The 15,353-nt window shown below is 31.9% G+C and carries 18 protein-coding genes; 9 read left to right on the plus strand and 9 right to left on the minus strand.

The features are described 5' to 3' along the window. Positions 1–43: 43 nt before the first annotated feature. Positions 44–1,225: an RNA polymerase sigma factor RpoD gene (gene rpoD / locus SOI86_RS09340; protein ID WP_320681533.1), complete on the minus strand. Its 1,182-nt coding sequence runs from the start codon at positions 1,223–1,225 to the stop codon at positions 44–46. A gap of 325 nt (positions 1,226–1,550) precedes the next feature. Here rpoD and priA point away from each other — a divergent pair, with 325 nt between their 5' ends. After that, positions 1,551–3,827, plus strand: coding sequence for a primosomal protein N' (priA, locus tag SOI86_RS09345; RefSeq protein WP_320681534.1), 2,277 nt, complete (start codon positions 1,551–1,553; stop codon positions 3,825–3,827). Here priA and SOI86_RS09350 read toward each other — a convergent pair whose 3' ends face one another. The 3 genes from SOI86_RS09350 to SOI86_RS09360 are packed head-to-tail and all read right to left on the minus strand — an operon-like array spanning position 3,828 to position 6,386. Then, positions 3,828–4,937, minus strand: a complete 1,110-nt coding sequence (locus SOI86_RS09350; protein ID WP_320681535.1) for a DUF3153 domain-containing protein — start codon at positions 4,935–4,937, stop codon at positions 3,828–3,830. A gap of 3 nt (positions 4,938–4,940) precedes the next feature. Next, on the minus strand, positions 4,941–5,792 hold the full coding sequence (argB, locus tag SOI86_RS09355) for an acetylglutamate kinase (RefSeq protein WP_320681536.1): 852 nt from the start codon (positions 5,790–5,792) through the stop codon (positions 4,941–4,943). A gap of 57 nt (positions 5,793–5,849) precedes the next feature. Beyond that, on the minus strand, positions 5,850–6,386 hold the full coding sequence (locus tag SOI86_RS09360) for a DUF2854 domain-containing protein (RefSeq protein ID WP_320681537.1): 537 nt from the start codon (positions 6,384–6,386) through the stop codon (positions 5,850–5,852). A gap of 42 nt (positions 6,387–6,428) precedes the next feature. Here SOI86_RS09360 and SOI86_RS09365 point away from each other — a divergent pair, with 42 nt between their 5' ends. Beyond that, a complete protein-coding gene (locus tag SOI86_RS09365; RefSeq protein ID WP_320682527.1) occupies positions 6,429–6,611 on the plus strand; it encodes a hypothetical protein in 183 nt (60 codons plus the stop codon). A 1-nt stretch (position 6,612) separates the two neighbouring features. Here SOI86_RS09365 and SOI86_RS09370 read toward each other — a convergent pair whose 3' ends face one another. Next, the gene (locus SOI86_RS09370) at positions 6,613–7,038 is read right to left on the minus strand and encodes a single-stranded DNA-binding protein (RefSeq protein WP_320681538.1); all 426 of its coding nucleotides are present in this window, start codon (positions 7,036–7,038) and stop codon (positions 6,613–6,615) included. A gap of 28 nt (positions 7,039–7,066) precedes the next feature. Here SOI86_RS09370 and SOI86_RS09375 point away from each other — a divergent pair, with 28 nt between their 5' ends. Further along, a complete protein-coding gene (locus SOI86_RS09375; protein ID WP_320681539.1) occupies positions 7,067–7,864 on the plus strand; it encodes a precorrin-6A/cobalt-precorrin-6A reductase in 798 nt (265 codons plus the stop codon). A gap of 13 nt (positions 7,865–7,877) precedes the next feature. Then, complete coding sequence (gene cutA, locus SOI86_RS09380; protein ID WP_320681540.1) at positions 7,878–8,183, plus strand: divalent-cation tolerance protein CutA; 306 nt, start codon at positions 7,878–7,880, stop codon at positions 8,181–8,183. 6 nt (positions 8,184–8,189) lie between these two features. Here the strand turns inward: cutA and SOI86_RS09385 are convergent, their stop codons facing one another. The 4 genes from SOI86_RS09385 to SOI86_RS09400 all read right to left on the minus strand — a co-directional run bounded on the left by SOI86_RS09385 (position 8,190) and on the right by SOI86_RS09400 (position 12,863). Next, the gene (locus SOI86_RS09385) at positions 8,190–9,194 is read right to left on the minus strand and encodes an adenosine kinase (RefSeq protein ID WP_320681541.1); all 1,005 of its coding nucleotides are present in this window, start codon (positions 9,192–9,194) and stop codon (positions 8,190–8,192) included. 13 nt (positions 9,195–9,207) lie between these two features. After that, entirely contained in the window at positions 9,208–10,518 is a 1,311-nt protein-coding gene (locus SOI86_RS09390) for an adenylosuccinate synthase (protein WP_320681542.1), read from the minus strand. A gap of 81 nt (positions 10,519–10,599) precedes the next feature. Then, on the minus strand, positions 10,600–11,037 hold the full coding sequence (gene psb27, locus SOI86_RS09395) for a photosystem II protein Psb27 (protein WP_320681543.1): 438 nt from the start codon (positions 11,035–11,037) through the stop codon (positions 10,600–10,602). Between the two features lie 23 nt (positions 11,038–11,060). Beyond that, positions 11,061–12,863: a proline--tRNA ligase gene (locus SOI86_RS09400; protein WP_320681544.1), complete on the minus strand. Its 1,803-nt coding sequence runs from the start codon at positions 12,861–12,863 to the stop codon at positions 11,061–11,063. A 173-nt stretch (positions 12,864–13,036) separates the two neighbouring features. On the opposite strand from SOI86_RS09400, the gene SOI86_RS09405 reads away from it, so the two are divergent. The 5 genes from SOI86_RS09405 (at position 13,037) to lepB (ending at position 15,317) form a co-directional block, all read left to right on the plus strand. Then, positions 13,037–13,405, plus strand: a complete 369-nt coding sequence (locus SOI86_RS09405; RefSeq protein ID WP_320681545.1) for a resolvase — start codon at positions 13,037–13,039, stop codon at positions 13,403–13,405. 77 nt (positions 13,406–13,482) lie between these two features. Further along, entirely contained in the window at positions 13,483–13,737 is a 255-nt protein-coding gene (locus SOI86_RS09410; RefSeq protein WP_320681546.1) for a hypothetical protein, read from the plus strand. Further along, positions 13,727–14,281 (plus strand): inorganic diphosphatase, encoded by a 555-nt coding sequence (locus SOI86_RS09415; protein WP_320681547.1) that lies wholly within the window; start codon positions 13,727–13,729, stop codon positions 14,279–14,281. The genes SOI86_RS09410 and SOI86_RS09415 overlap by 11 nt, the downstream gene beginning before the upstream one ends. Beyond that, positions 14,278–14,634, plus strand: coding sequence for a Spx/MgsR family RNA polymerase-binding regulatory protein (locus SOI86_RS09420; RefSeq protein WP_320681548.1), 357 nt, complete (start codon positions 14,278–14,280; stop codon positions 14,632–14,634). Before SOI86_RS09415 ends, SOI86_RS09420 begins: the two co-directional genes overlap by 4 nt. Positions 14,635–14,663: 29 nt before the next feature. Further along, positions 14,664–15,317 carry a signal peptidase I gene (gene lepB / locus SOI86_RS09425; protein WP_320681549.1) on the plus strand — a complete coding sequence of 218 codons (654 nt, stop codon included), beginning with the start codon at positions 14,664–14,666 and terminating at the stop codon, positions 15,315–15,317. The last annotated feature ends 36 nt before the right edge of the window (positions 15,318–15,353 follow it).

A 15,353-nucleotide genomic window follows, 5' to 3' on the forward strand; every position in this document is an offset into this window, starting at 1 on the left:
TCCTTTGCAACTTTCCAAAGCTAAAAATTATATTTAACTATTTTTATTTTATATATTCTTTTAAAACCCCATTTCGATTTGGATGTCTCAGTTTTCTGAGGGCTTTGGCTTCTATTTGTCTAATTCTTTCTCTAGTCACATCAAAAATCTGTCCAATTTCTTCAAGAGTTTTCATTCTTCCGTCGTCAATTCCATATCTTAATCTAAGAACATCCCTTTCCCTTGGGCTTAAAGTTGCTAGGACTCCTTCTAAATCTTCTCTTAACAGAGTTTTAGAAACATCTTGCTCTGGATTTTCTATATCTGCCTCAATGAAGTCTCCAAGTCTTGAGTCTTCTTCTTTACCTATAGGAGTTTCTAAAGAAATAGGTAGCTGAGCACTTTTAGCAATAAATCTTAATTTTTCAATTGTCATTTCCATACTCTCAGCAATTTCTTCTTCACTTGGCTTCCTTCCGAATTCTTGGCTAAGAACTTTTGTGGTTTTTTTTATTCTGGATATTGTCTCATATAAATGAACTGGTAATCTAATAGTCCTACTTTGATCTGCGATTGCTCGAGTGATGGCTTGGCGAATCCACCAGGTAGCATAAGTAGAGAATTTGTAACCTTTTTCATGGTCAAATTTTTCTGCTGCCCTAATAAGACCCAAACTTCCTTCTTGTATTAAATCTTGAAATGATAAACCTCTATTCATGTATTTTTTTGCAATGGAAACAACCAATCTTAAATTTGATTGAACCATTTTTTCTTTAGCTCTTCTTCCTAACAAGAGTCTTCTTCTGAATTTAGGAAGAGGCATATCTATTAATTCGGCCCATTCTCTAACAGATGGGAAATGGCCTTTTTCTGACTCATATTGAGTGGCTAGTTCTTCTAATTGGAGTAAATCAGCAATTTTTCTTGCAAGTTCAATTTCTTCATCTGGTCTTAAAAGTCTAATCCTCCCAATTTCTTGGAGGTATACTCTTATTGAATCTTCAGTATATATACCTTTTGGCCCAAGCTTTATGTTCCCAAGACCCTTATCTTCTTCCTCAGAATCATTAAATTCATTATTATTTTCTATGCTGGTTCCGTTTAAAGCTGAAGATGAATGTATATTTTGACTATTTTTATTACTATCTTCTTCAACTACAGTTTCTGAATTACTGTTAAGTTTTTTATTAATCTTTTTTTTTGCACTAGAGTTAGAATTCTTTGATTCTGCTGCGACTGGACACATAATTGACTCCTTTCTACGGTGAATTTAACTAGATAAAATTTTATTTAGGGCTAATTTGTACATTTAGTAGTAAAAATCCCATTTGATGTTTAAATAACTTTTTCACGAAATGTGAATAAAAAAAGTTTTTCTAAATGTTGAAAAATTTAAATAGTGCTATAGATTACCTAAAGTAAAAAGTCTTGGGATTTCTCAGACAGGCAGATCAGGTTTTGAATTTTAACTCAATGATCAAAGCTTCATGTCTCCCTTAAGAACAGGATACTTAGCAATGTGCAAAAAACACTTTGTGGAATGTTCAACAATCCAATACTAAGAAAAAGTTTTGAAGCCGGCAAGTAATCAGTTATCAAATATCTCTTTTAAATTCGAGGTTTTGCTTGATATAGGCAGTGTTAGTGATAGCTTTTACTATTTAGATGGAAATAATCTTGGTGTAGAAGTTGGGGATATTGTAACTGTAAAACTTAGAGGGAGGTTATTAAATGGGTTGGTGATCTCCAAAGAAAACTTTTCGAAAATCAATAAAGATGAAACAAATATTACTGGAAAAAGAAGTATAAAATATTTGTTTGTTGAAGGTATTTTGCAGAAAAAAATAATTGATCAGTTGTGGAGAGAATTGATAGAGTCACTAGCTTCTTTTTATATGGTTAGTAATTTAAAAATGTTTAAAACGGCATTTCCACCAGGCTGGATTGGTAAACATAAGAAAATTGTTCAGGGTTTTAAAGATCAAATATGGATTGGAACCAGTAAAGAATTAGATATAAGAAAAAATCAATTGACCAAGAAAGAATTCTTATTAATAAATACTTTGCCCAAAAAAGGTAATTGGCAAAGTGAATTAATCAAGTCTGGTTTTAGTTACACTCTTATTAACTCAATGGTCAGTAAAAATTACCTTGTTAAATTTAAAAGAAAAAAAACAATAAATCCTAAATTAAATTTCTTTCAAAATGATCCTATTGCAATAAAAAAACCAAATCTTACAAGTGAGCAGGAAATTGCATTTCAAGAATTTCAAGCAATGCAACCTGGCCATGTGTTAATGCTTTGGGGTGAAACAGGTTCAGGTAAAACAGAAGTTTATATGAGAATGTCTGAAGATGAATTGCTTAATAAAAAAAGTTGTTTGATACTGGCCCCAGAAATTGGCCTGATTCCTCAACTTATTGATAGATTTAGTAGCCGATTTAATAATGTTGTTTATGAATATCATAGTAATTGCTCTTCTCGTCATAGAACGTTCGTTTGGCAGAAAATCATCAATACGAATGAACCGCTAATAGTAATAGGAACAAGGTCCGCAGTATTTCTTCCAATTAAAAATTTAGGATTAATAATTATGGATGAAGAACATGATGTTTCATATAAACAAGATAGCCCCATGCCTTGTTATGACGCAAGAGATGTTGCTGTTGAAATAGTAAAAAGGAATTCTGCAAAGTTAGTTTTTGGAAGCGCAACCCCATCAATGAAGACTTGGAAAAAATGTATTTATGAAAGTAACTTTAAATTGGTACGAATGATTCAGAGGATATCTAGGAATGAGATGCCTGAAATAAGAATTGTTGATATGCGAGATGAATTTAAGAAGGGAAATATGAAAATTTTATCCAGTGAATTATTAGACTTGCTTCCCCAACTGCGCTTAAAAAATGAACAAGCAATAATTTTGATACCTAGAAGGGGGCATAGTGGATTTTTAAGTTGTAGAAATTGTGGATACCTAATAAAGTGTCCCAACTGTGATGTCCCTTTATCAGTTCATCTTGGTTCACAAGGTAAAAAATGGTTAAGTTGTCATTGGTGTGATCACAAATCGAGAATGATCAATCATTGTCCAGATTGTAATTCGAATGCTTTCAAGCCTTTCGGAATAGGGACTCAAAGAGTTTTGGAGTTTTTAAATGAAGAATTCCCTGACTTAAGGGTTCTTCGATTTGATCGTGATACAACTTCAAATAAAGATGGTCATAGAGAAATTCTTTCAAAGTTTTCTAAAGGTGATGCTGATATTCTTGTGGGAACTCAAATGTTGGCAAAAGGGATCGACATCCCGAATATTACGCTTTCAGTAGTGATCGCGGCAGATGGATTGCTCCATCGTCCAGATATTTCAGCGGAAGAAAAGTCATTACAATTATTTTTGCAATTGGCTGGTAGAGCTGGTAGAGCTCAAAAAAAAGGAAAAGTTATTTTTCAAACATATAAACCAAACCATCCTGTAATTTCATACCTTAAGAAAAGAGATTATGAACGCTTTTTGAATGAAACTTCTAAATTGAGAAAAGAAGCTAATTTATTCCCATTTTGTAAGGTTTGCTTACTTAAGTTAGCGGGTGAAAATTATGAATTAACAGAATTAATTTCAATTAAAGTGGCAAAATATCTACTGAATTTTTGTGAACAAAATAACTGGAAATTAATTGGCCCTGCCCCTAGTTTAATTTCTAAAGTTGGGAAAAAATTTAGATGGCAGATATTAATTCATGGTCCTGAAGATTCAAAGATACCTTTGCCGGATAGGTCATTATTATGGAAACTTATTCCAAAAAATGTTTTTTTAACAATTGATGTTAATCCAGCGGAGTTGTAACTATTTTGATGGAAGTTGAGGTAAATCTGTCCCTAACTTAAATCTATAGAATCTTAATGAATAAGCCAATATTACTATTATTGAAATAATAGATATCCCAATTAACAATTTGTTCCAGCTCCAGAAAGAAAATTCTAGACTATTCATCTGACCTAGATTTAAATTCCAAATTATTAGATTTCTTGTGATCTCTAAATTCGAATCGTTTTTACCAGTAAGTTTGGCTTTATTTGGGTTTATAATTTTGAAAATGAGTTCTAAATCATCAATATTTTGAATAGAGTTGAGATCTATATCCACCCTATAAAAGTATTCCTTAAAAAAAATGAAGTCTTTTTGAGTGGTGTTGATTTCTATATTCGTCGATCCTCCCGCCAATTCTCCTGCCGTATTTTGGATTGTTTTAAGAACTTGTTTTGCATTCTCTAGATTAAGATTTTTATATTTCAGAGAAAAAGTTGATTCTTCTTTTGTAATTTCTGCATCAGGAAAAATATCTGTAATTTTATCCTCAAATTTTATCTGCCAAGGGAATTTTTTAATGTATTTACTCTCTATCACAAGATTATTAGTTATTGAATCAAGTTCACTAAGATCAAGGGTATTTTCAATTTTAACGCAGCCACTTAAGAGTGGAATTAATAATAATAGTATTAAAAAGATGATCAGTGAAAATCCCTTCTGAAAAGGTTTAGTTGTACCAGTTGGAGTATCAGTTATATTGATAAATTTCTTTTTATCCATTACCTCTTTCTTTTTGCGGAGTGAGTTAAGAGATTTTTTATTTAGTGATGGGTTGCACTCAAACTCAACGTTCCAATTTTCTGGTTTTTTAATATCAGGAGAATCTATAACTTCCATCAAATATTTTGCATTTTCTCTTGTTTTATTATCGTAAGATTTGAGAAGTTCTTTGCAAAATCTTTTTGCCTCCTCCTTGTTATTGATACCACAAAGAGCAGTAATTAAAATCGTTCTTAAATTTACTCCTTCTTTACTGGATAAAGGAAATGATTCGATTATTGGTAAAAGGAATTCAATGCAATAATGATATTCACCTTTAGCTAAAGCAAGTTCTACTGTTTCTAAAACCTGCTCATAAGTTTTCATGAGTTAAGCAACTATCATTGTTCCAATTCCAGAATTTGTAAAAATCTCAAGAAGTAATGAATGTTCTATTCGGCCATCGATTATGTGAGCTGCTTTGACTCCTTGGGCTAAAGCTCTTATACAGCATTCCGTCTTTGGAATCATTCCTTCAGTGACAATTTTCTTATCAATAAAATCTCTTGCTTCTTTAAGATTCATTTTTTCAACAAGACTATTTTTGTTATCTTTTTCTTTTAAAATACCCTGAGTATCAGTAAGCAGTATTAGTTTTTCTGCATTGATTGCAGCGGCAATTTCTCCAGCGACAAAATCTGCATTAATATTATGTGAAACACCCTGCATGGTTGATCCAATACTTGAAATAATAGGGATATATCCTTTAGAAATAAGAGGATCTAGTATTTCAGAATTGATTTTTGTAACCTCTCCCACTAAACCATGGCTCCCATCTCCTAATTCCCTTGATTGAATTAAGTTCCCATCAAGACCCGATATTCCCACCGCTAGAGATCCTGTTTTATTAATGCCTTTTACAATTTGTTTGTTAACCCTACCCATAAGAACCATTTCGACAATATCCATTGTTTTTTGATCAGTAATTCTTAATCCATTTACAAATTTAGGAGATATTTCTAATTTGTTTAACCAATTGTTAATTTCGGGACCTCCTCCATGAATTACGATTGGGCAGACTCCCACGCTTGATAAAAGAGCTATATCTCTAAAAAAAGCCTTTTTTAAATCATCCTGCTCCATTACCGAACCACCATACTTTATAACAATTTTCCTACCTGAAAAACTTTGTATATATGGGAGTGCTTCGCTTAATATTGATACTCTTTGAGAATCATTCATTATTAAAAATTATTTAAACTTTATTGAATTAAGAAATTAGGTTTTATAAATATATGCCTATATTTTATAAAAGAGAATAAAATCAAATTCCTTTTTATTATCGTCGATAATAAATTCTGATTCAAGACCCTTTACGAAAAACCTATTTAATCTTTCTTGTTTCTCTATCCATTTTTCTAGAGGAACAGCATTTAATTCAAAACGCATTCTGAGACCATTCTTCTCTTCCTTTGTGATTTCTTCTATTTCTTTGAGCTGAGGAGGATTATCCTCGTCCCACAAATTTAAAGCTTCTAATGAAGATTCAAGATGGGCTTTTATCCCATACCTCCATCTTGTGACATCTTTCACAAGCGCTGTTAATTCTTTTGGCCTTTTGAATCTATTTGTCGCAAAATTTGTCTTGTCTAATAATTCTGCAGGGGGTATTTCTGATGTCTTTAAACCTAAGCCAATTAGAAAAATAGGTACTCCATAAAAAAAAGTAGGTACACTTAAGTTTACTGAGTCTGTAAAATAAGCAGTCATTCCAACAAAAGCTAAGATACCTCCAGTGGTAACGATTAAGTTTCCAGGTGATAAGTATTTCTTCATTTTGATCTAGTAGAATGATTTTTAAATGTGCTAATAAGCATTATGCAAGATTCTGATAGTTCAAATCAAGGCGATTTAATTCTAAAACTAGATCAAGACAGAGCATGGCTCTTGGAGAATCTTGACAAGGGTAAATGGCCAGAGATTAGAAGCGAACTTGCTGCTCTAGAAAGAAAAATAAGCAAACTAATTATAAGTGTTCAGGGAAATAATGTTGATATTTGATTTAAAAAGGTATTTCGTCCACTTCAGGTACTAAAGGTGAGCTATCCCAATTAGAATTTTTGTTATTTTCTTTTTTATCAATTGATCCATTATTTTCTTTTTGATTGGGCTTGATAGTCTCCACTGGAGTTATTTGATGTATTTTGGAGGCTGTAAGTTCTGGTTGCTTTTCTTTAGTTCCATCTTTTCTAGTGACTGAATTCATTTTAAGACGACCCTCAATGACAATGTTTTGTCCCTCCTTTAGTTCGTCTATCATTTCTTGGGCAATATTGCCCCAACCTAAAATCTTTAGCTCTCTGGTTGGATCTTCACTACGTAATCCTTTAAAATTAACAATCATTTCTGCAATTGGAGTTTGGTTTTCTTTTGTATACCTCATTTTGGGAGCGCTATTAATTACCGCTTGAATTAAACAATGATTCATTAACTTCTATTTAATTAAAGACATACTGATGCAAAATCAAGAAAATTGCTATGAAAATGTTTGGATCCTATCAGGAACTTCTGATGGACCTGTAATAGTAAAAAGGCTTGTTGAACTTGACTATTCAGTTTTTGCAAGTGTTTTAACTTTTAGAGCAGGTAAAGCTTATATTGAAAATCCAAAGTTACATATCATTACAGGTAAATTAAATAATAAAAAAGAAATAATTGATTTCATAAAAAAAAATAGAATAAAATTTGTCATAGATGCTACTCATCCCTTTGCTCTAATAATTTCTCAAAATCTTAATAATGCCTGTAAGGAAATTAATACACCTCTTTTAGTATTTGAGAGGAAATCTTTAATGAATAAAGCAAAAAATTTCAATTACATTGATAACTTAAAGGACATAAATAAAGGAGATCTAGAAAATAAGAACATTCTTCTTGCAATAGGATCAAGATTTCTCGACGACACTGCTTATTACTATATGAATTGTAAAGCAAACGTTTTTACAAGAGTGCTTCCAACTTATGAAAGTATAACTAAAGCGTTTGGATCATGTATAAAAAATTCAAATATAGCGATACTGGAACCGAGTAAAAATGAGGAAGGTATTTTAGAAAAAAAACTTTGTGATTTTTGGGAGATAGACTATGTACTATGCAGGGATTCTGGAAGTTATGCTCAGAAAAACTGGGAAAGAATTATTTCTGGAAGTAAGATGAAGTTGTTTTTGGTTAAAAGGCCAAAATTAAAAAATGATTATTCTTATTCTTTCTATCAGTACGAGAATTTGATAGATCACATAATTAGTAAATATTGAAGCTTAATTGATTATGGAAGTATTAATATTGATCACAACTGAATCAAGTAAAAGAAATGCTTGGCGACTGGCTAGGTTACTCATAAAAAATAAACTTGCAGTTTGTGTTTCTATGAAGCAAATTTTTTCAATTTATGAGTGGGATGATGATATTGAAGAAACTAAAGAGTTTGAGATCACAATAAAAAGTAAACCGGAATTTAAAGATGATTTAATTGATTTCTTACATAAAAATTCTACATATGATACTCCCCAAATTATCTACAAAAAATACCATGCTGAGATGAAATATTATGATTGGTTGAATAAAACTATTTGATTAAAATTATTTTATTAACTTTTTAAGATCAATATTGGATCTGGATCCTAATTGAGTAATGATTTGCCCAGCACAAATTGAACCTATCTCTCCGCATTTTTTGAGGGAATAATTATTTATTAATCCATGAATAAATCCTCCAGCATAAATATCTCCCGCTCCTGTAGTATCAATAACCTTCCCTTTCTTCATTGACTTAATTTCTTCGACATTATTTTTGTTAATTATTAGAGAACCATTACTACCTTGAGTTATTACGACTAATTCACATAAGGAAGAGATCTCTACCTTACAGTTATCTAATTTATCCTTCTTAAACAGGCTTAACACCTCTGACTCATTACAAAAAACTATATCTATATAGTTATCAATTAATTCCAAGAAACTCTCTCGATGTCTATCTACACAAAATGAATCAGATAATGAAAGGATTATTTTTGTATTAGAAAGTTTTGCAATTTGAGCAGCTTTAAGAAAAGCATTTTTAGCTAATTCGCTGTCCCATAGATAACCTTCTAAATACAAATATTTACTTTCCTTAAGTACATTGAAGTCAATGTCTTTTGGTTCAAACTCTATAGATGCTCCAAGGTATGTGCACATAGTTCTTTGAGCATCAGGTGTAATAAAAATAATTGAATGAGCTGTTGCAGCTCCTTCATTAATTGGCTGAGTATTAAATATAGTTTTGCTTTTTTTTATATCAGAAGAAAAGAAATTTCCAAATTCATCGTTTTTCACCCTTCCAATAAATTGCACCTTATTTCCTAATTCTGCTAAACATACAACGGTATTTGCTGAGGATCCACCTGATATTTGTTTGATTACTTCGCAATCCTTTAACAAACTCTGAGATTGATGAGAATTAATGAGATTCATTGATCCTTTCTTTAAATTATTTACCTCAAGAAAACGATCTTCAATATTGACTATGATATCTACTATTGCGTTACCTAGACCAATGAGATCTACTACTTTATTTTGTTCAAAATGTCTAAAGGATTCCCTCATTTTGTTAGGTCAATTACCTTAAAAGTGCTCTTTTAGGTCCATGAATTGGGTCTTCAATCACTATGGTTTGATCTCTATTGGCCCCCAATGAAACAATGGCAATTGGAACCTCCATTAATTCAGCTAAAAATCTAAGATAATTCATGGCATTTTGAGGGAGGTCAGATAGATTCCTACAATTTGCAGTGGAACATTGCCAACCTTTTAATTTCTTGAAGATTGGCTTACATTTTTTTAAGTCATCTGAATTTGTAGGAAAGTAGTCTATTTCCTCTCCATCCAGATCATATGCAACGCATACTTGAATCTCATCTAATTCATCTAATACATCTAGTTTTGTAACTGCTAAACAATCAAGACCATTTACAGATACAGCATATTTACCAATAACTCCATCAAACCAACCACATCTCCTCCTCCTCCCAGTAGTGGTTCCAAACTCACTGCCTCTATCACAGAGTTGATCATTGATACTACCCTGTAACTCCGTTGGAAATGGACCCTCACCTACTCTTGTGGTGTATGCTTTTGCGACTCCTATAACCCTATCAATTAGCGTGGGACCAACTCCAGCTCCAATGCATGCCCCACCTGATATAGGGTTTGATGAGGTAACAAAAGGATAAGTCCCATGATCCAAGTCAAGTAGAGTTCCTTGAGCACCTTCAAATAGAATATTCTTCTTATTCTTTGCAGCTGCATGTATTGTTCTCGTGCAGTCAACTACATGCTTTGATAATCTTTTCCCATAGTCAAGGTATTCTTCAATAATTTCTTCTTCTTTAAGTGGTTTAATACCATAGATTTTTTCTAATAAACCGTTTTTTTCTTTTAATGGGATTTCGATCACATCTCTTAGCCTTTCCTTCTTAAGTAAATCTCTTACTCTAATTCCATTCCTTTGCGACTTGTCCGCATACGTTGGGCCAATTCCCCGACCAGTTGTTCCTATTTTGTTTGAACCTCTATCTGATTCCATAGCTTCATCTAGTATCCGATGGTAGGGCATTGTCACATGGGATGTTGATGAAATTTTTAATCCTGAGATATTAATTCCATTATTAATTAACATATCAATTTCTTTTAGCAAGATTTTTGGATCTACAACTGTTCCCGATCCAATTAAACAAGTAGTATTTTTATAAAGTATCCCTGAAGGAATTAGATGTAATTTTAAGACTTTATCATCTACAACTATAGTATGACCAGCATTTACTCCCCCTTGGTAGCGTACGACAACATCAGCCGAACGACTAAGTAAATCGGTTATTTTACCTTTTCCTTCGTCACCCCACTGGGCTCCGATTACAACAACATTGGCCAATTTTAGAAGAGCATTATTTTTGTGCGAATATTTAATATATTCAAAAATCTTTGTTTACTTTTGAAAAGTAAATGAATTGTATCAACTCTCTCTGAGAACCATTTTTTCGGCAAGAGAAAATTCTTTGGTTAAACGCTCTTTTAGTTTATCTGGTAGAGGTCTACTTGCAAAGTTTTTGTAATGACCTGCCATAGCATTTAATGCTGTTTGCATGGTTGTAAATGATTGAGTTTTGTTCACCATTCCTCTATTTCTATATCTAGAAATATAGTCAGTTATAAGTGTAAGAGCTTCACTTCTTACCTCATCTTTATTAGGCGAATCTTTTGCGGTGTCAACAGCTGTCTGTAATGTTTTAACAACTGAAATTGTATCTTTTGTATAGTCACCTGTCATAGAGGTTTTTGCAGCTATGGAAGGGGAATTAAATAATGTAAAAACAACAATCAAGGAAAGTGAAAAAGAGATAGCTTTGATGAGATTTTTAAAAATTAATTCTGATGTCCATTTCAATAACATAACCTAGCTCCCAAAAATTAACTTTAAGATTTTTTATTGTACATTATTTCTGATTCGGAAATAAATGTTTTCAACAATTTATCGACATTAATTTTTAATTTAGTATTATTTCTCCTGCATATGAGCTCTACTTCTTTGTTAATAGAATCTCTACCTATAATTATCTGAAAAGGAATTCCAATTAATTCTGCATCTTTAAACTTTACACCCGCTCTATCCTCCCTATCATCAAGAAGTACGTCGATTTTATTAATTATAAAATTGTTATATATTTGCTCAGTAAGTTCTTTTTGAATCTGATCCTTTGAATTTGTTGGAATAATAATAACTTCAAAAGGAGAAATCTGGATTGGCCAACAAATTCCCTTTTGATCATGATTCTGTTCAATAGCAGCTTGGGCTATTCTTGTTACCCCAATTCCATAACAACCCATCCATAAATTTTTCAACTGACCATCTTTATCAGAAAACTTAGCATTTAATTTTTCACTATATTTTTGACCTAGTTGGAAAATATGTCCAATTTCTATACCTTTTTTTTCTTTAAGTTTCTCATTACTATCATTATTTATTTTATCTCCTTTTTTAGCATTTCTGATGTCTTCAATTAAATAATCTTTTGAAGCAAAAGAAAATTCCTGAAAAACCCTGTGGAAATTAACTTTATTCCCACCACTTATAAACTTTGAGAGATTACTTGCAGAATGATCAATTATTCTAGTCCATTTTTTATTCCAATTAGAACTCTCTTGAATAGTTTTATTATCTAAGTCTGGCCCGATAAAACCTAAAGGTAAATCAACTAGGTTTTTTTCGATTATGTTTTTGTCTTCAATTTTTTTCAGATTAAGGAGGTTGGAACTATGCAGTTTATTTATTAAGTTAAAAAGCTTTACTTCATTAATATGTTGATCGCCTCTTATGCATGCAAGAATTGGAACCTCGACTTTACTTTCGAACTTTGCAAGGAAAACCACTACTTTAATAATCTGACTAGGGTCTAAATTATTATTCTTACAAACTTCAAGGATTGTTTTTTGTTGAGGTGTTTCTATCCACCCGGAAACATTATCTCTTATGGGTATAGGTTGAGAGGGTATAGAAACAGCTTTTTCAATATTTGCAGCGTAAGAACCGCTTTGAGTAAACAATATGGAATCTTCCCCAGCATCTGCAGTGACCATAAATTCTTTGGATGAAGCACCTCCAATAGCTCCACTATCTGCTTCAACCCCTACTGTCTGTAGTCCACACGATTTAAAAATTTTTTCATAAGCATTATCCATCTTTTCATAAAATGAGGCTAAATCGTTCTCTGAAGAATGGAACGAATAACCATCTTTCATTATAAATTCTCTGCTTCTCATTAATCCGAACCTTGGCCTTATTTCATCTCTAAATTTTGTCTGAATTTGGTAAAAACATTGAGGTAATTGCTTATAGGAGCTAATGATTTCTGATGCAAGACTTGTGATAACTTCTTCGTGAGTTGGAGCTAAACCAAATTCTTTACCTTGTCTATCTTTGAGATTAAACATTATTCCTTCTCCTACAGTATATCCTTCCCACCTTTCACTTTTTTTCCATAAATCTGCTGGATGAAGTTGGGGTAAGAGTAATTTACTACAACCAATACAATTAAGTTCCTTCTCTATTATTGAGGATATCTTTTCAATAACTCTAAGCATTATTGGCATGTATGCATAAATGCCACTGTTAACTCTGCGAATGTAACCAGCTTTTAAAAGTAATTGATGTGAAATGATCTCAGCTTCAGAAGGTGTGTCACGAAGTGTCCCCAGAGGAAATGAGGTAGTCACGCGCATACAAAAAATACTTAATAATTACTAATTTTATCAATTAAGATGAAAAAAAAATCAAAAGTGTCTTGAGTCCCTCAACGCAACTAGTATAGATATATTCTTTCTGCTAATTTCTTCAGTAATGAAGTTTAAACTTTTCACAAAGTTCAATCTTTCTAAAACATTTTCTTAAGGTTATGGAAAATATAGATTCCAATATTTCTAGCGAAGAGGAATTGGTAGGTATTGATGAAGTTCAGAAATTTCTGAATCGATCAAGAGCTTCTGTTTATAGGTATACAAATACTGATTTAAGAAATCTAAACCCTAGCTTTAATCCAAGAAAATTAAACCCGGAATTTAGAACTGATCAAAAAGATCCCTTAAAATTCCATCCTAATGAAGTAGCAAGATTTGCAAAAGATATTTTAAGAATCAAGGAGGTTACTGTAGAAGTATTTAATACACCTTCCTCAGCCGCTCAAAACATACTGTTACAAGTATTAGACGAATTAAAATCAATTAGGTCTTTACTAGAAAAGAATAATTTAAAAGATACTAAATAATGTTTTGATTTATTGACATTTAGAATGTAGGATAATGATGTTCAGTTATCTCCTTTACATTTACCAAGTAATAGTTCTTGAGTTATACGAAACCAAAGCACTTAAATAAAAGTAAACTAAGCGATGAATCTTCTCTTAGTTCTGCTTTAAGTGATTTTGATAGAGATGATGATGACCCCTTAAGTATAAGGAGTTTATCAATGACATCTTTAGGTATTATTTTTGCCTTTCTGACATTTATATTACCTTCAATCAGCATTTTAATTGGAAGACCTTTTTCTCAAGGAAATGAGGTAATTATTAATCACGATCTTAAAAAAGATGGATATTAGTTCGATACCTCCATCTCCAATGAAGGGAATAGTAAATATAGTTGTTGAAATACCTGCAGGTAGTAGGAATAAATATGAATATTGTTCTGAAGCAGGAATAATGGCATTAGATAGAGTATTGCATTCTTCAGTAAGGTACCCTTTTGATTATGGTTTCATTCCAAATACTCTTGCGGATGATGGCGCTCCACTTGATGCGATGGTGATAATGGATGAACCTACTTTTGCTGGTTGTCTAATAAAAGCTAGACCTATTGGAGTTTTGGACATGCATGACTGTGGTGCTTATGACGGAAAACTTTTATGTGTTCCAATGGCAAATCCTAGACAGGCAAATATAGTAAGTATTAATCAAATAGCTCCCAATCAGTTGGAGGATGTTGCTGAATTTTTTAGAACTAGTAAAGGACTTGATGGAAGAACAGTTCAAATTGATGGTTGGAGGGATTTTGATGTAGTTGAAAATTTATTGAAAAATTGTACACCCCTAAAAAAGAAACACTTTAAAGTGCTTAAGAAATCAACACTTGGTAAAGTAAATTGAAAGAAATAATTTTATATGGTTATTTAAAATGCTCTACTTGCCGAAAAGCGTCAAATTGGCTATCTAAAGAAGGTCTCGAATACCAATTAATCGATATTGTAAAAGAACCTCCATTATTTAAGTATTTAAATTTAGCTTTAGAACAATATTCAGGAGATAAAAAAAAGATTTTCAATACGAGAGGCAAAGCCTATAAATTAATTAATACTGATATTTATTGTTTATCAAGGGACGAAACTATTCAACTTCTTTTAAGTGATGGCAAATTAATAAAAAGACCATTTTTGGTTTATGAAGAAAAAAAAGTAATATTAGGATTTAACGAAATTGAATATGCCAAACAATTTATCTAAGGTTAAAAAATTAAGATTTTAATAAATTTATGCCAAATTCTGTTAAAAATTTTTTAAAAGAATGGGGTCTACTAATTCTCTTGACTTTTTTTGTTTCTTCCTGTAGATCATTTTTTGCAGAACCGCGTTATATACCCTCAGGTTCTATGCTCCCAGAATTACAAATAAACGACAGGTTGATCATTGAGAAATTCTCTCTGAGGAACTCTCTACCAAAAAGAGGAGATATTGTGGTTTTTAAATCTCCTTACTCATTTGATGAAAAACTAGTTTCATCGAGATCTAAGCCGTTACCAAAAAAAAGATATTGTTTTTTTATGAGTTTTCCCCCAATGTCTCTTATTCCTGGATTGAGGGATCAAGCTTGCGATGCTTATATTAAGAGAGTAGTGGCACTCCCTGGAGAAATTGTGAGTGTAAATACTAAAGGAGAAGTAATTATAAATAATAAATTAATTCCTGAACCTTATTTATCTTATAAGTGCTCATTATCCTTTTTAAATAATTGTGGTGCATTTGAAAATTTAAGGGTTCCAAAAGATCATTTTTTAGTTTTAGGGGATAACAGGTCAAATAGTTGGGATGGAAGATATTGGCCTGGAAGTAAATTTATGCATAAAAAGGAGATCATTGGAAGAGCTTATTTAAGATTTTGGCCTCTTAATAAGGTTGGCTTATTTTGAAAATAAAGACTTACTTCTGATTTTGACTAAACGAAA

This window comes from Prochlorococcus sp. MIT 1314 (assembly GCF_034093315.1).
GTDB classification, from domain to species: domain Bacteria; phylum Cyanobacteriota; class Cyanobacteriia; order PCC-6307; family Cyanobiaceae; genus Prochlorococcus_A; species Prochlorococcus_A marinus_Y.